The sequence below is a fragment of the Staphylococcus nepalensis genome, from assembly GCF_014635045.1.
Lineage (GTDB): Bacteria > Bacillota > Bacilli > Staphylococcales > Staphylococcaceae > Staphylococcus > Staphylococcus nepalensis.
In genome coordinates this window covers 1-19,544 of record NZ_BMCF01000011.1, presented here as the reverse complement: position 1 = coordinate 19,544, position 19,544 = coordinate 1, and the positions used below count along the sequence as shown (strand labels likewise).

The 19,544-nt window shown below is 34.8% G+C and carries 24 protein-coding genes; 23 read left to right on the top strand and 1 reads right to left on the bottom strand.

Going from position 1 to position 19,544, the window contains the following annotated elements; genetic code table 11:
• The first annotated feature begins 84 nt into the window (after positions 1–84).
• The 21 genes from IEU88_RS12730 (at position 85) to fabZ (ending at position 17,313) form a co-directional block, all read left to right on the top strand.
• The gene (locus tag IEU88_RS12730; RefSeq protein ID WP_096808774.1) at positions 85–684 is read left to right on the top strand and encodes a thymidine kinase; all 600 of its coding nucleotides are present in this window, start codon (positions 85–87) and stop codon (positions 682–684) included.
• The gene (gene prfA, locus IEU88_RS12725) at positions 684–1,760 is read left to right on the top strand and encodes a peptide chain release factor 1 (protein ID WP_103372577.1); all 1,077 of its coding nucleotides are present in this window, start codon (positions 684–686) and stop codon (positions 1,758–1,760) included. The genes IEU88_RS12730 and prfA overlap by 1 nt, the downstream gene beginning before the upstream one ends.
• The gene (gene prmC / locus IEU88_RS12720; RefSeq protein WP_103372578.1) at positions 1,747–2,583 is read left to right on the top strand and encodes a peptide chain release factor N(5)-glutamine methyltransferase; all 837 of its coding nucleotides are present in this window, start codon (positions 1,747–1,749) and stop codon (positions 2,581–2,583) included. Before prfA ends, prmC begins: the two co-directional genes overlap by 14 nt.
• A gap of 96 nt (positions 2,584–2,679) precedes the next feature.
• Positions 2,680–3,723: an L-threonylcarbamoyladenylate synthase gene (locus IEU88_RS12715; RefSeq protein WP_103372579.1), complete on the top strand. Its 1,044-nt coding sequence runs from the start codon at positions 2,680–2,682 to the stop codon at positions 3,721–3,723.
• Positions 3,720–4,142, top strand: a complete 423-nt coding sequence (locus IEU88_RS12710) for a low molecular weight protein arginine phosphatase (protein ID WP_096808778.1) — start codon at positions 3,720–3,722, stop codon at positions 4,140–4,142. Before IEU88_RS12715 ends, IEU88_RS12710 begins: the two co-directional genes overlap by 4 nt.
• 142 nt (positions 4,143–4,284) lie before the next feature.
• On the top strand, positions 4,285–4,809 hold the full coding sequence (locus IEU88_RS12705) for a TIGR01440 family protein (RefSeq protein ID WP_096808779.1): 525 nt from the start codon (positions 4,285–4,287) through the stop codon (positions 4,807–4,809).
• Between the two features lie 22 nt (positions 4,810–4,831).
• Complete coding sequence (gene glyA, locus IEU88_RS12700; RefSeq protein WP_096808780.1) at positions 4,832–6,070, top strand: serine hydroxymethyltransferase; 1,239 nt, start codon at positions 4,832–4,834, stop codon at positions 6,068–6,070.
• 16 nt (positions 6,071–6,086) lie between these two features.
• On the top strand, positions 6,087–6,716 hold the full coding sequence (gene upp, locus IEU88_RS12695; RefSeq protein WP_096808781.1) for a uracil phosphoribosyltransferase: 630 nt from the start codon (positions 6,087–6,089) through the stop codon (positions 6,714–6,716).
• Positions 6,717–6,738: 22 nt separating this feature from the next.
• Positions 6,739–7,869, top strand: coding sequence for a non-hydrolyzing UDP-N-acetylglucosamine 2-epimerase (gene wecB, locus IEU88_RS12690; protein WP_103372580.1), 1,131 nt, complete (start codon positions 6,739–6,741; stop codon positions 7,867–7,869).
• Positions 7,870–8,023: 154 nt separating this feature from the next.
• Positions 8,024–8,374 (top strand): ATP synthase subunit I, encoded by a 351-nt coding sequence (locus IEU88_RS12685; RefSeq protein ID WP_096808783.1) that lies wholly within the window; start codon positions 8,024–8,026, stop codon positions 8,372–8,374.
• A 27-nt stretch (positions 8,375–8,401) separates the two neighbouring features.
• A complete protein-coding gene (atpB, locus tag IEU88_RS12680) occupies positions 8,402–9,124 on the top strand; it encodes a F0F1 ATP synthase subunit A (protein WP_096808784.1) in 723 nt (240 codons plus the stop codon).
• Positions 9,125–9,164: 40 nt separating this feature from the next.
• Entirely contained in the window at positions 9,165–9,371 is a 207-nt protein-coding gene (gene atpE, locus IEU88_RS12675) for a F0F1 ATP synthase subunit C (RefSeq protein ID WP_002482721.1), read from the top strand.
• A gap of 97 nt (positions 9,372–9,468) precedes the next feature.
• A complete protein-coding gene (locus tag IEU88_RS12670) occupies positions 9,469–9,996 on the top strand; it encodes a F0F1 ATP synthase subunit B (RefSeq protein WP_096811202.1) in 528 nt (175 codons plus the stop codon).
• Positions 9,996–10,535, top strand: coding sequence for a F0F1 ATP synthase subunit delta (locus IEU88_RS12665; protein ID WP_096808785.1), 540 nt, complete (start codon positions 9,996–9,998; stop codon positions 10,533–10,535). Before IEU88_RS12670 ends, IEU88_RS12665 begins: the two co-directional genes overlap by 1 nt.
• A gap of 20 nt (positions 10,536–10,555) precedes the next feature.
• Positions 10,556–12,070, top strand: coding sequence for a F0F1 ATP synthase subunit alpha (atpA, locus tag IEU88_RS12660; protein WP_096808786.1), 1,515 nt, complete (start codon positions 10,556–10,558; stop codon positions 12,068–12,070).
• A gap of 30 nt (positions 12,071–12,100) precedes the next feature.
• The gene (gene atpG, locus IEU88_RS12655; RefSeq protein ID WP_096808787.1) at positions 12,101–12,967 is read left to right on the top strand and encodes an ATP synthase F1 subunit gamma; all 867 of its coding nucleotides are present in this window, start codon (positions 12,101–12,103) and stop codon (positions 12,965–12,967) included.
• Between the two features lie 21 nt (positions 12,968–12,988).
• Positions 12,989–14,401, top strand: coding sequence for a F0F1 ATP synthase subunit beta (atpD, locus tag IEU88_RS12650; RefSeq protein WP_096808788.1), 1,413 nt, complete (start codon positions 12,989–12,991; stop codon positions 14,399–14,401).
• Between the two features lie 18 nt (positions 14,402–14,419).
• Entirely contained in the window at positions 14,420–14,824 is a 405-nt protein-coding gene (locus IEU88_RS12645; protein ID WP_096808789.1) for a F0F1 ATP synthase subunit epsilon, read from the top strand.
• Positions 14,825–15,216: 392 nt separating this feature from the next.
• Positions 15,217–15,450: a DUF1146 family protein gene (locus IEU88_RS12640; RefSeq protein WP_096808790.1), complete on the top strand. Its 234-nt coding sequence runs from the start codon at positions 15,217–15,219 to the stop codon at positions 15,448–15,450.
• A gap of 99 nt (positions 15,451–15,549) precedes the next feature.
• Positions 15,550–16,815: a UDP-N-acetylglucosamine 1-carboxyvinyltransferase gene (gene murA / locus IEU88_RS12635; RefSeq protein ID WP_096808791.1), complete on the top strand. Its 1,266-nt coding sequence runs from the start codon at positions 15,550–15,552 to the stop codon at positions 16,813–16,815.
• Between the two features lie 57 nt (positions 16,816–16,872).
• Positions 16,873–17,313: a 3-hydroxyacyl-ACP dehydratase FabZ gene (fabZ, locus tag IEU88_RS12630; RefSeq protein ID WP_096808792.1), complete on the top strand. Its 441-nt coding sequence runs from the start codon at positions 16,873–16,875 to the stop codon at positions 17,311–17,313.
• Between the two features lie 269 nt (positions 17,314–17,582).
• Here the strand turns inward: fabZ and IEU88_RS12625 are convergent, their stop codons facing one another.
• A complete protein-coding gene (locus tag IEU88_RS12625) occupies positions 17,583–18,023 on the bottom strand; it encodes a YwpF-like family protein (RefSeq protein WP_096808793.1) in 441 nt (146 codons plus the stop codon).
• A gap of 189 nt (positions 18,024–18,212) precedes the next feature.
• Between IEU88_RS12625 and IEU88_RS12620 the strand changes: the two genes are divergently transcribed.
• Both IEU88_RS12620 and IEU88_RS12615 read left to right on the top strand, forming a co-directional pair.
• On the top strand, positions 18,213–18,632 hold the full coding sequence (locus IEU88_RS12620) for a single-stranded DNA-binding protein (protein WP_103372581.1): 420 nt from the start codon (positions 18,213–18,215) through the stop codon (positions 18,630–18,632).
• A gap of 420 nt (positions 18,633–19,052) precedes the next feature.
• On the top strand, positions 19,053–19,544 hold a 492-nt coding region (locus IEU88_RS12615; RefSeq protein ID WP_188350420.1), incomplete at its 3' end, for a PilV family protein.

Here is a 19,544-nt window from a genome sequence, read left to right as displayed (position 1 = left end):
AATATCTTGTGGGAAATTGATATTTTGAAAGAAAAAATATGATATAATAAATCGATTATGTTTTGAAAAAAGGTGGAACGCATAATGAATGAAACTTATCACTCCGGTTGGATTGAATGTATTACTGGAAGCATGTTTAGTGGTAAATCTGAAGAATTAATCCGTCGTTTGAGACGTGGGTTGTATGCTAAGCAAAAAGTAGTTGTATTTAAGCCAGCAATAGATGACCGCTATCATAAAGATAAGATTGTGTCTCATAATGGTAATGCAATTGAAGCTATTAATATTTCAACTGCAGCTGAAATTTACAAACACGATTTATCAAATTTTGATATTATAGCAATAGATGAAGTTCAGTTTTTCGAAAATAATATAGTTCATATTGTTGAAGCATTAGCTGCAAAAGGACATAGAGTTATTACTGCAGGTTTAGATATGGATTTTAGAGGTGAACCATTTGAACCTATACCGTATTTATTAGCAGTAAGTGAAGAAGTGACAAAACTACAAGCTGTTTGTGCTGTTTGTGGCTCATCTTCCAGCCGTACACAACGGTTAATTGACGGTAATCCAGCAAAAATAGATGACCCAGTGATATTAGTTGGTGCAAATGAAAGTTATGAGCCAAGATGCAGAGCACACCATATTGTTGCTCCAAGTGATAATGAGAAGGAGGAAATGTAGTGTTTGATCAATTAGATATTGTAGAAGAAAGATATGAACAATTAAATGAATTGTTAAGCGACCCTGAAGTCGTGAATAACCCTGACAACTTACGAAAGTATTCAAAAGAACAAGCTGATTTACAAAAAACTGTTGAAGTTTACCGTGAATACAAACAAACTAAAGAAGATGAAAATGAAATCGATGAAATGTTAAGAGAAACAAAAGACGAAGAAGAAGTTGAAATGCTTAAAAGTGAAAAACAAGTGCTTACTCAAAAAATACCGAAACTTGAAGAAGAATTGAAATTCTTGTTAATTCCCAAAGATCCTAACGACGAAAAAGACGTAATTGTTGAAATTCGTGCCGCAGCAGGTGGAGATGAAGCTGCTATATTTGCTGGTGATTTGTTTAGAATGTATTCTAGATACGCTGAAGCATATAGTTTCAAAACTGATATAGTTGAGGCTACTGAAAGTGATCACGGCGGCTATAAAGAAATTAGTTTCTCTGTTTCAGGTACAGGGGCCTATAGTAAATTAAAATATGAAAATGGCGCCCATCGTGTCCAACGTGTGCCAGCGACAGAATCAGGTGGCCGTATCCATACATCTACAGCAACGGTAGCAGTATTACCAGAAGTAGAAGATGTTGAAATAGAAATTCGCAATGAAGATATAAAAATAGATACGTACCGTTCAAGTGGTGCGGGTGGACAGCACGTTAATACGACTGATTCAGCTGTACGTATCACCCATCTTCCAACCGGAGTAATTGCTACTTCATCAGAAAAATCACAAATTCAAAACCGTGAAAAAGCGATGAAAGTGTTGAAAGCACGTTTATTTGATATGAAATTGCAAGAAGAACAACAAAAATATGCAGCGCAACGTAAGTCAGCAGTAGGTTCTGGAGACCGTTCAGAAAGAATTAGAACATATAATTATCCGCAAAGTCGTGTAACTGATCATCGTATTGGGTTAACATTACAGAAGTTAGAACAAGTAATGGAAGGTAAATTAGATGAAATTATTGATGCATTAACTTTAGCAGAACAAACAGATAAATTGAAAGAACTGAATGATGGTGAACTATAGAGATAGATTAAAAAAAGCTCAAGCTAAATGTGTTGAAAAAGGCATCGAACCAACACGACCTGAGTGGTTGATGCTTGACTTGTTTCAGTGGCAGAAGTCAGATTATTTAATGCATTCTAATGATGAAATGACTAAAGCTCATCAAATATTATTTGATAATGCAGAAAGCAGAATGCTAGATGGTGAACCTATACAATATATCGTTGGAACGCAATCTTTTTATGGTGAAATATTCAAAGTAAACGAACATTGCTTAATCCCACGTCCAGAAACAGAAGAAGTATTGCTACATTTCTATAAGTCAGTGCATTCTGGTGACAAAGTTGTAGACATTGGTACAGGTAGTGGCAATATTCCTATTGTACTTAAGAAATTAAATAGTAATCTGGAAGTCTTAGCTACAGATTTATATGAAGCTGCACTCTCTGTAGCTAAGGAAAATGCTGATGCTCATGGAGTAGATATTGCATTTTTACAGGGTGATGCTTTAGCACCATTAATTGAGCGAAATATTAAAGTCAATGGTTTAATCTCAAACCCGCCTTATATAGACAATAGTGAAGCGGATCTAATGGATGATACAGTTCTAAAATACGAACCGTATACTGCGCTATTTGCTGAAGACAATGGTTATCAAGTATATGATACGATTTTACGCCAATTACCAGAGGTATTGTTACCAGGCGCTGCTGTAGTTTTTGAAATTGGTTATAAACAGGGCCCTACTTTAAAAAGAAAAATCGAAGAAAAATACCCAACAGTAGATGTTCAAATAATCAAAGACATTAATAATAATGATAGAATGATTTCTTTCAAATGGTAACTTTAAGAAGTTATGTGCTGAACATGATATGTCATGAAGGTGCATAACTTCTTATTTTGTTTTAAAATTAGCATTAAGATGAAAGGGTGTGTATAAATGAATACAAAAATATGGAACTTACGGCAGGATATTACACAAGAAGATAACACCTATATATATAATGAGATAAAAAATATTTTTGAAAATGGTGGGCTTGTCGCTATCCCGACTGAAACGGTCTATGGTTTAGGCGGCGATGCTAGAAATGAAGCAGCTATAAAAAAAATATATTCTGCTAAAGGTAGACCTTCAGATAATCCTCTGATCGTACATATTCACGATATAAAACAATTAGAATGTTTCACACAGCATATCACCCAAGAAGTGAAGACATTAATGCAACGCTTTTGGCCAGGCCCAATTTCATTTATTTTACCGTTGAAAAAGGGATATTTATGTGAAAGTGTCAGTGGTGGTTTATCATCGATAGCTGTTAGAATGCCGAGTCATCCAGTAGGCAGAAAAGTACTAAAATTTGTAGATTTACCAATCGCTGCGCCTAGCGCTAATTTAAGTGGGAGACCGTCTCCTACTCAATTTGAACATGTGTATAATGATTTGAATCAACGTATTGATGGTATTATTGATGGTGATCAAAGTGAAGAGGGCCTTGAAAGCACGGTGTTGGACTGTACACAATATCCATTTAAAATTGCAAGACCTGGATCAATCACAAAGACAATGATTGAAAGTGTTTTACCAGATAGCATTTCATCAGTAGAGGATTTAAACCATGAAAAACCCATCGCACCAGGTATGAAGTATAAACATTATGCACCAGATACGCCAATTACAATTGTGCAATCTATTTATAAACGACCTTCTTCAGAGAAAAATTGGCAAGATACGGCATTTATATTTCCGAAAAACAAGCGTGACTTGGTACCGAAAGAAGCAATATTTATGCCTTTATGTGAAAATGAGAAAGATATAAAAGGAGCAAATCGTCACTTATACCAGGTTTTGCATGATATAGATCAAAACAACCATATTAACCATGCTTATATATTTTGTTTTGAAAATAATGATGATACGACCGCTATAATGAATAGAATGTTAAAAGCTGCAAACTATACAGTTGTTAAAGGGGAAGAACTATGAAAATCGTTTTTGTTTGTACAGGAAATACTTGTAGAAGTCCGATGGCTGAAAGTATTGCAAGAGCTAAGATGCCTAACTTAGATATTGTGTCACGTGGTTTATTTGCATTAGACGGCGCCCCTGTATCACAGCATACTTTATCTATATTAGAAGAAAATCAATTACCTTTTCCAGAAAATGCAAAAGCCTTTACTGAAGATGATATAAACGCAGACTTAATTTTAACTATGTCTGCATCACACCGAGACACAATCAAACGTATGTATGGCAGTGAAGCACACGTGTTCACAATCAATGAATATGCATCAAATAGCGGTGATGTGTCTGATCCATTTGGAGGCAACAAATTAGAATATCTTAAAATTTTCAATGAATTAAACCCATTGATTGATAAAATAAAAATTAAAATATTAAAGTAATAAATATGTGAAATTAGTATGAGTAACTTACTAAATACGTTATAATAATAACGTGTAGCAAATTTGCTATCAATTAAATTTGTATGTATTGAACTTTTGTATATTGGCTTACTTTTTTAATCAAAAGAAAAGGGGTGTTAATATGGAGGATTTAAAAGCATTATTAAGTGAATTAAAATCTAAATCTTTCTTTAAAGCAAATGAGCTTTGTATTATAGGATGTTCTACATCTGAAGTGATTGGTGAACGCATCGGTAGTGTTGGATCTATGGAAGTAGCGAAAGACATATATGACGCATTAAAAGAAATCGAATCTGAAACAGGGGTTTCCTTTGTATTTCAAGGCTGCGAACATATAAATAGAGCGATAACTATAGAACGAGCGAAGTTCAACCCTTTAACGATGGAAGAAGTAACCGTTGTACCTGATGTTCACGCTGGAGGCAGTTTAGCAACTTATGCATATCAGCATATGGATAATCCGATGGTAGTAGAAGCAATCACTGTTTCTAAAGGGATAGATATTGGCCAAACACTCATCGGTATGCATATCCAACATGTCGCAATTCCGGAGCGTACAAGTATTAAACAAATTGGTGAAGCAATTGTTACAATCGCTTCTTCAAGACCTAAAAAAATTGGTGGCGAAAGAGCAAAATATAACTAATACAGAAACGAGGGGTTTACTAATGTCATTTATTGAAAAGCAAGATAAAGAAATATATGAAGTAATTCAAAATGAGTTTAACCGTCAAAATAATAATATAGAGTTAATCGCTTCTGAAAATTTTGTATCAGAAGCAGTGATGGAAGCTCAAGGCTCAGTATTAACAAATAAGTATGCTGAAGGCTATCCTAACAGAAGATATTATGGTGGTTGTGAATTTGTTGATGTGTCTGAAACATTAGCTATCGAACGAGCTAAACAATTATTTGGTGCTGAACATGTCAATGTCCAACCACACTCTGGTTCTCAAGCAAATATGGCTGTTTATCTCGTAGCATTAGAACATGGTGATACTGTATTAGGTATGAATTTAAGTCATGGTGGCCACTTAACGCATGGCGCACCAGTAAACTTTAGTGGACAATTTTACAACTTTGTTGAATATGGTGTCGATAAAGATAGCGAACAAATAGACTACGATGAAGTTTTAAAAGTGGCTAAAGAACATCAACCTAAATTAATTGTTGCTGGCGCATCTGCATACTCAAAAACGATTGATTTCAAACGTTTTAGAGAAATAGCTGATGAAGTCGGAGCTAAATTGATGGTAGATATGGCACATATCGCTGGATTAGTAGCTGTTGGTTTACATCCAAGCCCTGTAGCATACGCTGATTTTGTAACTACAACAACGCATAAAACATTGCGCGGCCCTCGTGGTGGAATGATTTTATGTAAAGAAGAATACAAAAAGCAAATTGATAAAACCATTTTCCCTGGTATTCAAGGTGGACCTTTAGAGCATGTTATTGCTGCAAAAGCAGTAGCATTTGGTGAGGCTTTGCAAGACGATTTCAAAACTTACCAACAACAAGTTGTAAAAAACGCTAAAGTATTAGCTGACACTTTAAGCCAAGAAGGATTTAGAGTCGTATCAGGCGGTACCGATAATCATCTAGTATGTGTAGATGTAAAAGGATCTGTAAATATAACAGGTAAAGTAGCAGAAGAAACACTTGATGCAATTGGCATAACTTGTAATAAAAATACAATTCCATTTGATCAGGAAAAACCTTTTGTAACTAGTGGTTTACGCCTTGGTACTCCAGCGGCGACTACGCGAGGTTTTGACGAACAAGCATTTGAAGAAGTAGCGAAAATCATTAGTTTAGTATTAAAAGATCCTGAAAATGAAACAACATTAAAAGAAGGACAAGAAAGAGTTAAAGCATTAACTACTAAACATCCTTTATACAATTAAATTGGAGGAAGTAATTATGAGCAACGTACATGTTTTTGATCACCCACTTATTCAACATAAATTAAGTTACATTCGAGATGTACATACAGGTACAAAGGAGTTTAGAGAGCTTGTAGATGAAGTCGGTATGCTAATGGCTTATGAAGTGACTAGAAATTTAGAATTACAGGATGTAGAAATTGAAACACCAGTAACTAAAATGATTGCTCAAAGACTAACTGGAAAAAAATTGGCATTTATTCCAATTCTTAGAGCAGGGTTAGGTATGACTCAAGGCATCTTGAATTTAGTGCCAGCGGCTAGAATAGGCCATGTTGGTTTATATAGAGACCCAGAGACTTTAGAAGCGGTTGAATACTTTGTGAAATTGCCACAAGATATTGAAGAAAGAGAGATTGTTGTGGTTGATCCAATGCTAGCTACAGGCGCATCTGCCATCGAAGCGATTAATTCCCTTAAAAAACGTGGCGCTAGACATATTCGATTTATGTGTCTTATTGCAGCACCAGAGGGTGTAGAAAAATTACAAGAAGCACATGAAGATGTAGATATTTATATTGCGGCATTAGACGAAAAATTAGATGACCATGCTTATATTACACCTGGTTTAGGTGATGCTGGCGACCGTTTATTCGGTACAAAATAGTTTGGCCCAGGAGTGGAGTAATATGAAAAAAATTATGACTGTCTTTGGGACGCGTCCTGAAGCGATAAAAATGGCGCCTCTTGTTTTAGAATTAGAGAATGATGTCGAATTAGAGCCAATCGTGGTTGTAACGGCACAACATAGAGAAATGTTAGATTCTGTTTTGACTAGCTTTAATATAACCCCTAATTATGATCTAAACATTATGAAGCAAGGTCAATCATTATCAGAAATCACTTCCCGTATACTCATTCGATTAGAGGGGGTCATTAAAGAAGAACAACCAGATATGATACTTGTTCATGGTGATACGATGAGCACATTCGCTGGAAGTTTAGCAGCATTATATAATCAAGTACCAATAGGCCATGTTGAAGCAGGCTTACGTACTTGGGATAAATATGCTCCATTTCCTGAAGAAATGAATAGACAAATGGTAGGAGTAATGGCTGATTTGAACTTTGCTCCTACTAATAATGCTGCAAAAAATTTAATTTCTGAAAATAAGCCAAAGGATGCTATTGTAGTAACAGGGAACACAGCTATTGATGCTATGAAAACAACAATTCACAAAGATTATCATTCAGAAATAATTGATAAGCATAAAGATAAACGTATTATCTTATTGACAGCGCATAGGCGAGAAAATATTGGAGCGCCTATGTCTCATATTTTTAAGGCAGTACGAGCTATTGTCGATACTTATGATGATGTTGTTGTTGTTTACCCAGTACATAAAAATCCTAAAGTACGAGCCATTGCAGATTATTATTTATCTAATCATGCTCGTATTGAACTGGTAGAACCGTTAGAGGTGGTAGACTTCCATAATTTTGCCCACCAATCTTATCTAATTTTAACGGATTCTGGTGGTGTTCAAGAAGAAGCACCTTCATTAGGTAAACCAGTGCTTGTATTAAGGGATGTAACAGAAAGGCCTGAAGGTGTCGAAGCGGGGACACTTAAAATTGTAGGTACAAACGAAAACAACATATTCGAAGCAACAAAAGCTTTATTAGACAACAAAAATTTGTATAAGACAATGAGCACAGCACGAAATCCGTATGGCGATGGCGACGCAGCCAACAGAATTTGTCAAAATATTAAGTATTTTTTTGGACTAATTGATAAAAAACCTTCATCTTTCAAATAATAATAGTTTAATGTGTCATTTTTGTGACATTTGTGTAAAAAATTGAATTACAATTTGAATAGAATTGACACGTTAACTACCCTATATTATTATTAAAATTGTATGATTGGAATGGTTTTCATATACGAAAGATAAGGTGAAACGAGGCACTGAAATGAAACGTTTCAACATCATTTTTAACCAGTACATTCAATACTATTTATACAGTATCATTGTGCTAGTTATTGTGTTTATTTTCACATACTCCGAGTTTATATTAGGTCTTTTAATAGGTACAAGTGGATCACTATGCATTACTTTTACTTTTGAATATTATTTGGCGAGAGCAAAAGAAGAAGACAACATACATATTTCAACGGGCAACATATGGAGATATTTGATTGTGATTTTAGCTTGTACATTATGGTATTTTTATAAAGATTATATAAACGTGATTGGAGTAGTTGTTGGTTTAATGATTTCTTATGTTTTAATTGTTTTCAAACCATTTTTACACAAGAAATAAATTTTATAATGAAAGAGGTGAGAAGACATGGATCATAAAGACCCTCTAGTCAGTTGGAATGTATTCGGTTTAGACATCGTGTTTAATCTGTCATCAATCATGATGATGTTGATTACGGCGCTTATTGTTTTTGTCATAGCTATTATTTGTACACGGAACCTCAAGAAACGTCCAACAGGCAAACAAAATTTTATAGAGTGGGTTTTTGATTTCGTAAGAGGAATTATTGAAAGTAACATGGCATGGTCCAAAGGCGGTCAGTTCCATTTCCTAGCAGTTACTTTAATCTTTTTCATATTCGTTAGTAATATGGTTGGATTACCTTTTCAATTGGTTGCAGGTGATACGCTTTGGTGGAAATCACCAACAGCAGACCCAACCGTTACATTGACATTGTCAACGTTGATTATACTCTTAACACATTATTATGGCGTTAAGATGGTTGGTACTAAAGGTTATTTCCAAAACTATACTAAGCCAATTTTCCTATTACCGATTAATATTTTTGAAGAGTTTACTTCAACCTTAACATTGGGTCTACGTTTGTATGGAAATATTTTTGCGGGAGAATTATTACTTGGTTTATTAGCAAGTTTAGTGTTCAGTTTCCCAGCATGGGGTTGGGCAATCGGTTTACCTGGCCTAGTGATATGGCAAGGGTTCTCAATTTTCATTGGTACGATTCAGGCATATATTTTTGTAATGCTTTCAATGGTGTATATGTCACACAAAGTACAAAAAAGTCATTAAGTTAAAAAATTAAAAAAGAAATAATTAGGAGGATTTTTAAATGAATTTAATCGCAGCAGCAATCGCAATCGGGTTATCAGCACTTGGGGCAGGTATTGGTAATGGTCTTATCGTTTCTAGAACAGTAGAAGGTGTCGCTCGCCAACCAGAAGCACGTGGTCAATTAATGGGTATTATGTTCATCGGTATCGGTTTAGTTGAGGCGTTACCTATCATCGGTGTAGTTATCGCTTTCATGTCACTATAATTAAACTAGTATTTATGGCGAGGTCTTATCGGCTTTCGCCGTTCGTTTTTATCAAAATGTCTTATAACCATATCGTATGAAAGGAGTGTCTATGGAAGTGACTGCTACGACAAATATGTTCGTGCTTGGTGCAGCCAGTGGCGGTGGCGTTGGATGGGGGACCATCTTCGTTACACTTATAACGTTTATCGTTTTATTAACCTTATTGAAAAAATTTGCGTGGGGCCCACTTAAGGATGTAATGGACCAACGTGAACGCGATATTAATAAAGATATCGACGACGCTGAGCAAGCTAAATTAAATGCACAGAAATTAGAAGCACAAAATAAACAAACTTTAAAAGAAACCCAAGAAGAGGTTCATAAAATATTAGAAGAATCTAAGGTTCAAGCGCGTAAACAACATGAAGAAATCATTCATGAAGCTAACATCAGAGCAAATGGTATGATTGAAACTGCTCAAAATGAAATTAATAGTGAAAAAGAACGTGCACTTGCAGATATTAATAATCAAGTTTCTGAGCTTTCAGTACTGATTGCTTCAAAAGTACTTCAAAAAGAAATCTCAGAAAAAGATCAAAAAGAATTAGTTGAAAAGTACATTAAAGAGGCGGGCGATAAATAATGGCTAACGTAGCAAAAAAATATGCCAAAGCGTTATTTGATACTGCTAAGGAAAAAGAAATGCTCGATCTAATGTATGAAGAATTTTCAACAATTGACCAAGCAGTACAACCTGAATTAGAAAACTTAAAAGAATTAGATACTGACCCTCAACAAGATGTGACACAGCGCAATCGTTTTGTAGCTATCATTTTTGGGCAAGCTAATCAATATTTGCAAAATATGTTAATGGTTCTTGCGAGTAATCGCCATCTTGCATATATACACGAAATATTTATAGCTTTCGAAACATTGTTTAATCAGCATTATAATCAAGATTTTGCTGTTATTGAATCAGTTTATGAATTATCCGAGGATGAATTAACAAGTATTGATTCAATTATAAAGTCACGTACAAAACTTTCAAAATTAAAGATATCAAATGAAGTAAACCCAGATCTTATCGGAGGTATCCGTGTTAAGGTTGGTACAAAAGTGATGGATGCAAGTATTAAAAATGATCTTGCAAAACTTGAAAAGCAATTTATTAGAGTGAAATAAAAATCGGAGGAGTGACATAGATGGCCATTAAAGCTGAAGAAATCAGTGCTTTACTTCGCTCACAAATAGAAAATTATGAGTCAGAAATGGCTGTTACTGATGTAGGTACAGTTCTACAAATAGGTGATGGCATAGCTTTAATCCACGGATTAAATGATGTTATGGCTGGTGAGCTTATTGAATTTAATAACGGCGTTCTAGGTTTAGCACAAAACCTTGAAGAATCCAATGTTGGTGTAGTAATTTTAGGACCATATACGGATATCAAAGAAGGAGATGAAGTCAAACGTACTGGGCGTATTATGGAAGTCCCAGTTGGAGACGAATTACTTGGTCGTGTCGTTAATCCATTAGGGCAAGCTATTGATGGACAAGGGCCGCTCAATACTACGAAAACACGCCCTGTAGAGAAAAAAGCTACTGGCGTCATGGATCGTAAATCAGTTGATGAACCATTGCAAACTGGTATTAAAGCAATTGATGCGCTTGTACCTATTGGCCGTGGTCAGCGTGAATTGATTATCGGAGACCGTCAAACAGGTAAAACAACCGTTGCGATCGATACGATTTTAAATCAAAAAGATCAAGACACAATTTGTATATATGTTGCAATCGGACAAAAAGACTCAACAGTACGCGCAAATGTTGAAAAACTTCGTCAAGAAGGCGCACTTGATTATACAATTATTGTTTCAGCATCAGCAGCAGATCCAGCACCTATGCTCTACATCGCACCTTACTCTGGCGTAGCCATGGGTGAAGAGTTCATGTTTGCAGGTAAGGATGTTTTAATTGTTTATGACGATTTAACAAAACAAGCTGCAGCTTATCGTGAATTATCATTATTATTACGTAGACCTCCAGGCCGTGAAGCTTACCCTGGTGATGTGTTCTACTTACATAGTAGATTATTAGAAAGAGCAGCTAAATTAAATGATGATTTAGGTGGCGGTTCAATCACAGCGTTACCTATTATTGAAACACAAGCAGGAGATATCGCAGCGTATGTACCTACCAACGTAATTTCTATTACAGATGGACAAATATTCTTGCAATCTGACTTGTTCTTCTCTGGTGTTAGACCAGCGATTAATGCAGGTCAATCCGTATCTCGTGTTGGTGGCTCTGCGCAGATTAAAGCAATGAAAAAAGTCGCAGGTACTTTACGTTTAGATTTAGCGTCATATCGTGAATTAGAATCATTTGCACAATTCGGTTCTGATTTAGATGAATTTACTGCTAAAAAATTAGACCGCGGTAAAAGAACGGTTGAAATTCTAAAACAAGACAAAAACAAACCACTACCTGTAGAAAATCAAGTTTTAATTATTTATGCTTTAACCAAAGGTCATTTAGACGATATTCCAGTAGTTGATATTACACGTTTTGAAGATGAGTTAAATCAATGGGCTAAAACAAATGCTTCTGATTTATTAAATGAAATCAAAACATCCGGCGCTTTACCAAATGATGAATCATTTGAATCAGCTATTAATGAATTTAAGAAGAGTTTTAGTAAAACTGAAGAAGCATAATAGTTAATGTAGATAAAAGGTGGTGAGATAATGGCATCTCTTAAAGAAATTGATACACGAATAAAATCAACGAAAAAGATGAAACAGATTACAAAAGCAATGAACATGGTTTCCAGTTCAAAATTGCGTCGTGCTGAGCAGAATACAAATCAATTTAGACCATATATGGTGAAAATGCAAGATGCAATTACAGCAGTTGCTGGCGCAGATAAAAATTCACATCATCCAATGTTACGACAACGTGAAGTGAATAAAAGTGGTTATATAGTAATTACAAGTGACCAAGGGCTTGCAGGTGCTTATAATGCAAATGTATTAAAACACCTATTAAAAGATATTGAAAATAAACATAACAGCAGTGAAGAATACTCAATCTTAGTTTTGGGTCAATCAGGTGTTGATTTTCTAAAAAATAAAGGCTACGACATTCATGATTCCTTAACGGAAGTGCCTGACCAACCTTCATTTAAAGAAATTCAAGCGATCGCTAAAAAAGCTATAGACTTATATAGCGATGAAGCTGTGGATGAGGTAAAAATTTATTACAGCCATTTCGTAAGTGTATTAGAAAACACACCTTCGATGAAAACTGTACTTCCATTGTCTCCAGAAGATTCAAGTTTAGGGCATGGTCAAATGTCTTCGTATGAATTTGAACCAGACAAAGAAGCTATATTAAGCGTGATTTTACCTCAATATGTGGAAAGTTTAATATATGGAACGATTTTAGATGCAAAAGCAAGTGAACATGCAACACGTATGACGGCTATGAAAAATGCATCTGATAATGCGACGGATATTATTGATGATTTATCTATCGAATATAACAGAGCTAGACAAGCAGCAATCACGCAACAAATCACAGAAATTGTTGGTGGCGCAGTTGCACTTGAATAACGATTAAAGGAGGAAAATAGCATGGGATTAGGCCGTGTAACACAAGTTATGGGTCCAGTAATTGATGTTCGCTTTGAGCACAATGAAGTTCCAGAAATTAATAATGCCTTAGTTCTTGACGTAGAAAGAGACGAAGGTACTGTTCAATTAACGCTAGAAGTTGCATTACAACTTGGTGATGACGTTGTACGCACAATCGCAATGGATTCAACTGATGGTGTTAAACGTGGTACAGAAGTTAGAGATAACGGACGAAGTATTAGTGTTCCAGTTGGAGATGAAACTTTAGGTAGAGTATTTAATGTGTTGGGTGACACAATTGATTTAGAAGAAAATATCGAAGACTCAGTTCGTCGCGATCCAATTCATAGAGAAGCACCTGCATTTGATCAATTATCTACAAAAGTTGAAATATTAGAAACTGGTATTAAGGTTATTGACTTATTAGCGCCTTATATTAAAGGGGGTAAAGTCGGGTTATTTGGTGGTGCCGGTGTTGGTAAAACGGTATTAATCCAGGAGTTAATTAATAATATCGCTCAAGAACACGGTGGTATTTCAGTATTTGCTGGTGTAGGTGAACGTACACGTGAAGGTAATGACCTATACTATGAAATGAGTGATAGTGGTGTTATTAAAAAGACAGCTATGGTGTTTGGTCAAATGAATGAACCGCCTGGTGCACGTATGCGTGTAGCGCTTTCTGGTTTAACTATGGCTGAATATTTCCGTGATGAACAAGGACAAGATGTTCTATTGTTTATCGATAACATTTTCAGATTTACACAAGCTGGTTCAGAAGTTTCTGCGCTTTTAGGTCGTATGCCTTCAGCAGTAGGATATCAACCTACATTAGCTACTGAAATGGGTCAGTTACAAGAACGTATTACATCAACAACTAAAGGTTCTGTAACCTCTATTCAAGCAGTATTCGTACCTGCCGATGACTATACTGACCCAGCACCAGCTGCAGTTTTCGCACATTTGGATTCAACTACAAACTTAGAACGTAAGTTAACAGAAATGGGTATTTATCCTGCAGTAGACCCGTTAGCATCTACTTCAAGAGCACTTGATCCATCAATCGTTGGTCAAGAACATTATGAAATTGCACGTGATGTTCAATCTACGTTGCAAAAATATAGAGAATTACAAGATATCATTGCTATTTTAGGTATGGATGAATTGTCTGAAGAAGATAAACAAACTGTAGAACGTGCGCGTCGTATTCAGTTCTTCTTATCACAAAACTTCCACGTGGCTGAACAATTTACTGGCCAAAAAGGATCATATGTACCTGTACAAAAAACAGTAGAAGGCTTCAAAGCCATTTTAAATGGTGATTATGACCATATTCCAGAAGATGCATTCCGTCTTGTTGGCAGTATGGAAGAAGTAATTGAAAAAGCTAAAGATATGGGTGTTGAAGTTTAAAATTAGGAGGTATGGATAATGAATACATTAAGCCTAAATATTGTCACTCCTAATGGTTCTGTTTACGACCGAGAAGATGTCACTCTGGCAGTATTACAAACTACTGCTGGAGAAATCGGTGTCATGTATGGACATATTCCAACAGTTGCAGCACTTGAAATTGGCTATGCCAAAATTAATTTTGACGGTGGTTCAGAATATATTGCAGTGAGTGAAGGTTTTGTTGAAGTAAGACAAGATAAATTATCAATCATCGTTCAAACTGCAGAGCCTGCTAAGGAGATTGATGTAGCTAGAGCAGAGTTAGCAAAATCGAGAGCAGAGTCTCATTTGAATAGTGAAGAAGATAACAGTGACATAAATAGAGCCAAACGCGCATTAGATCGTGCTAATAACCGTCTTCGTGTCGCTGAATTACAATAATGCGTAAAGAAGTCCCTTTTAGGGCTTCTTTTTTTTGAGAACAAGTCAGAAATAATATCTCGGTTATAAATATACTATGTTCAGTAGGTGGTTGTAATGAAACATTGCTGGATTTAAGTTTTTCAATATCGTAATAGCTAAATTAAAACTATAATTTCGTTTCGATTGCATTGTTACTAACCGTTTGAAAGATACATCATGATACGTAGTCAATTTACAAAATAACCATCATTATTTAATTACAATAGTTATGCATAAAACATATCCATAAAGGGAAAGTATCAGTTAATCAAACATTTATCATTTACAAGATGTTTATCTCATTCTTAAGTATCTTTTACTATGTCTTTCGTGTAAAATATATAAATAGTGTTTATCAAGGAGAATGACTTATGGAATATTTAGGGCAGTTTTCAATTGTACATCTCATATTACATTTGTTTTGTATTTGTATCGCTTATTGGGCGCTTAATGCAGTGAGATTAGAACAATTTTTTAAAAAAGGGTATCCGTTACAAGTTCAAATTTGTATGATATTTTTGGCAATATTAATCGGAACATCAGTAAGTAATTTTATTGTAGATTTGCTACAATTTTCTACACAAATAAAATATTTAGCACAATAATTCAAATAATTGTATATCATTGATGTTTATCGATATAATTTAGTAGTACGTTTGATTAAAATAATGGCAATTTATAAGTAGTTAAGTGGAGGATTTAAGATGGATAAGATAGAAATTAATGGTGGTAAAAAATTAATTGGTGAAGTTAAAGTTTCAGGAGCTAAAAATGCTGTGTTACCAGTATTAACAGCGTCACTATTAGCGTCGGAAGGCGTTAGTGAATTACAAAATGTACCAGCACTTAGTGACGTAGAAACAATTAATAACGTAATATCAACATTAAATGCAGATGTTTCGTATGATAAAGATAAAGAAATCGTTACTGTAGATGCAACCAAACAATTAAATGAAGAAGCACCATATGAGTACGTGAGCAAGATGAGAGCAAGTATTCTTGTTATGGGGCCGTTGTTAGCTCGTTTAGGGCATGCCAAAGTTGCTTTGCCAGGTGGTTGTGCCATTGGTTCAAGACCAATTGAACAACATATCAAAGGCTTTGAAGAGCTAGGTGCAGAAATCCATATGGATGGTGGCTTTATTTATGCTAGTACAACTAACGGGTTAAAAGGCGCAACGATTCACTTAGATTTTCCTAGTGTGGGTGCAACGCAAAATATTATTATGGCTGCCTCTTTAGCTAAAGGTAAAACCGTATTAGAAAACGTAGCGCGCGAACCAGAAATTGTTGATTTAGCTAATTATATCAATGAAATGGGGGGTAATGTATTAGGCGCTGGTACTGATACAATTACGATTGAAGGTGTAGAGACTTTACGAGGGGTAACACATTCAATTATACCTGATAGAATTGAAGCAGGTACCTTACTTATTGCTGGTGCAATCACAAGAGGTAATGTGCTAGTTAATGGCGCGATTAAAGAGCATATGACTAGCTTAGTTTATAAACTTGAGGAAATGGGCGTTCATTTAGAGTACCTAGATGATGCAATCCGTGTCAGTGTAGAAAATTCATTGAAACCAGTTGATATTAAAACATTGCCACACCCAGGCTTCCCTACTGATATGCAGTCTCAAATGATGGCTTTATTACTAACTGCAGATGGCCATAAAGTAGTGACTGAAACAGTTTTTGAAAATAGATTTATGCACGTTGGAGAATTCAAACGAATGAATGCTAAAATTACTGTGGAAGGTAGAAGTGCTAAAATTGAAGGTAAAAGTGAACTTCAAGGTGCTCAAGTCAAAGCCACAGACTTACGTGCAGCAGCAGCACTTATTTTAGCAGGACTCGTAGCTGATGGGACAACGTACGTTACTGAGTTGAAACATTTAGATAGAGGATATGTTGATTTACATGGTAAATTAAAATCATTAGGTGCAGATATCAAAAGAACACAAGATTAACGATATAATACATTAACAGGATTAACATAATAGCAACAAAGTTGGAGGAAACAAAATATGGAAACAATTTTTGACTATAATCAAATTAAAGAGATTATTCCGCATAGACAACCATTCTTATTGATTGATCGAGTAGTAGAATATGAAGAAGGTCAACGATGTGTAGCAATTAAACAAGTTTCAGGTAATGAACCATTTTTCCAAGGGCATTTCCCAGAGTATGCTGTGATGCCTGGCGTATTAATCACTGAAGCTTTAGCTCAGACAGGAGCTGTTGCAATGTTAAATAGTGAAGCGAATAAAGGCAAACTTGCATTATTTGCTGGTATTGATAAATGCCGATTTAAAAAACAAGTAACACCTGGAGATACATTACGTTTAGAAGTTGAAATAACTAAACTTAGAGGTCCTATTGGCAAAGGCACTGCTAAAGCAACCGTAGATGGACAATTAGCTTGTAGCTGTGAGTTAACTTTTGCACTTCAAGATAAACAATAATGGCTAGAACATAAATTTATGTTTTCTAAAATAGTTCGTCCTCCTACCATAGTAAAGGTGACTAAAAACATACAAGAGCTAAAATATTTGTGTAAGAACTACCAATCTTCATAGAAATGAGCACACTTTAACTTTAGAAAATAGTAGTTCTTTAAATAAAAAGAGACCCAATCAGGCCTCTTTTTATAAGTATATTTTCATACTAGTCAGCTAACATCTATGTAATATTCGAGCCCGAGACGTAAACAACGTCTTGGGCTCGTTCATTTTTATTTATCTATTTTTTCATCTTTTAATCTTGGTTTAGATTGCATCATTCGGTTAAATGATTTTTTCAATGTGTCACCAGTTAAGCCTTCATCGATTAATTGTTCTAATAAACTTTCTGCATAAACTTGTCTTAAAGTATAGATATGACATTCACAAACCACAGAGATTGTATGATTTAACTGAATAATATTTTTGATAGTTGCATCAAACAATGCAGGATCGTTAGCAGGTCTAGTGATTACTACGCGTATATCTAATAATGTTTCATCTTCCATATATTTTTTCATAGTTTCATAATGATAATCTGAAATGACGATTTCAAGCAACCAGCCAGTGCCACTGTTTTCCTTATTGATAATGACACCATCTTCTAATTCGTATTCAGTAACACCACCATTCTCTGATACGATTTGAAATCGAACGGCTTTAAATGTTTTCATCGTCTCACATCCAATTAATTAATTTAAATTCTACAAAAAATTTATTTATATAATCATTATAACGTAATTTTATGTTAGAAAGGTAAAAAAAGTAAAATTTAGTAGGTGATTACTTTTTGAAATATTTAAAATTGTATTTTGACGCGTATGGGTAAATTTTTTATGATTAGTTTATAAAGGAGGTGACGTATGATTAATAGCATTGTCATTGTAGGGCGACTAACAAAGGACCCTAAAATATATGAGAAGGAGGGGAATAAACGAGCCACATTTTGTGTAGCTGTATCTAGAAATTATAAGGATAAAAATCAAAATATTGTTTGTGATTATTTATTTTGTAAAGCTTTTGGAAAAATGGCTAATAATGTTGAAAAATATATCAGCCAAGGTTCACTTGTTGGTATAACAGGACAGATGCAATCACGTAAATTTGAAAAAGAAGGACAGATGCACTTTGTATCAGAGCTTTTTATTGAAACCATTCAATTCATGTCCCCACGTATTAAAAAGGAAACAGAAGCATTTTTTGAACCACCGACTATAGAAACAAATGAACCATCTATAAGTGAATTCCATTTAGAAGAAAATGATATATATGAAATTGTATAAAATGCCATCCACACCTAACTCCCCTTTAATATAACCCATCAAATCTAATATACATTATATCCTACTATTAAATTATACTTCTATCAGGCTATTCCTTCTAACTTAATATTTATTTCGTTTAGATAGGAATAGCTTAATACATAATTTAGCCAATATTGATATCTAATATAACAGAATAATCAGACAAATTACAAATGTATTACATTAGATAATTTTCCATATTAAGCAAAAGCACTTTCATAACAGTTTTTTAGAATAAAGTTAGACTATTATAACTTTGGATAAATGTAACTAGCATGTAAAGAAAGTATACACTTTTTTATTTGACTGTAACCTACTACTATTTTTTAGATGTTATAGTTGTACTTGCAAATTAATCATAACTAAAAATTATTTACCTTATAGGAGGAATTATTAACAATGAAAAAAACAGTATTAGCATCAACATTAGCAGTAGGTTTAGGCGTTACAGGATTCGCAGCAGGAAACTCAGTAGACGCAGCCGAACAAGGCGTTGACAAAGCACAATTAGCACAATTAGCACAATCTAATCCAGAACAATTAGATGCATCTCCAGTTCAAGAGGGTGCATATAACTATAACTTTAATCATAATGGACAAAATTTCAATTTTGAATCAGATGGCCAAAATTGGTCATGGAGCTTTGGCGAAGGTTCTAGTTCAAGCGACGTTTCATCAGAACAATCTACTACTGAAGAACAACCACAACAAACTGAGCAAGCATCAACTGAACAACCAGCTCAACAAGCTGCGCCCCAAACTGAACAAACACAACAACCAAAACAAGAAGCTACAACAAAAGCTTCAACTCAATCATCAAGCTCAAATGAAGCTTCAAGTGGTTCATCAGTAAACGTTAATTCACATTTACAAGCAATTGCACAACGTGAA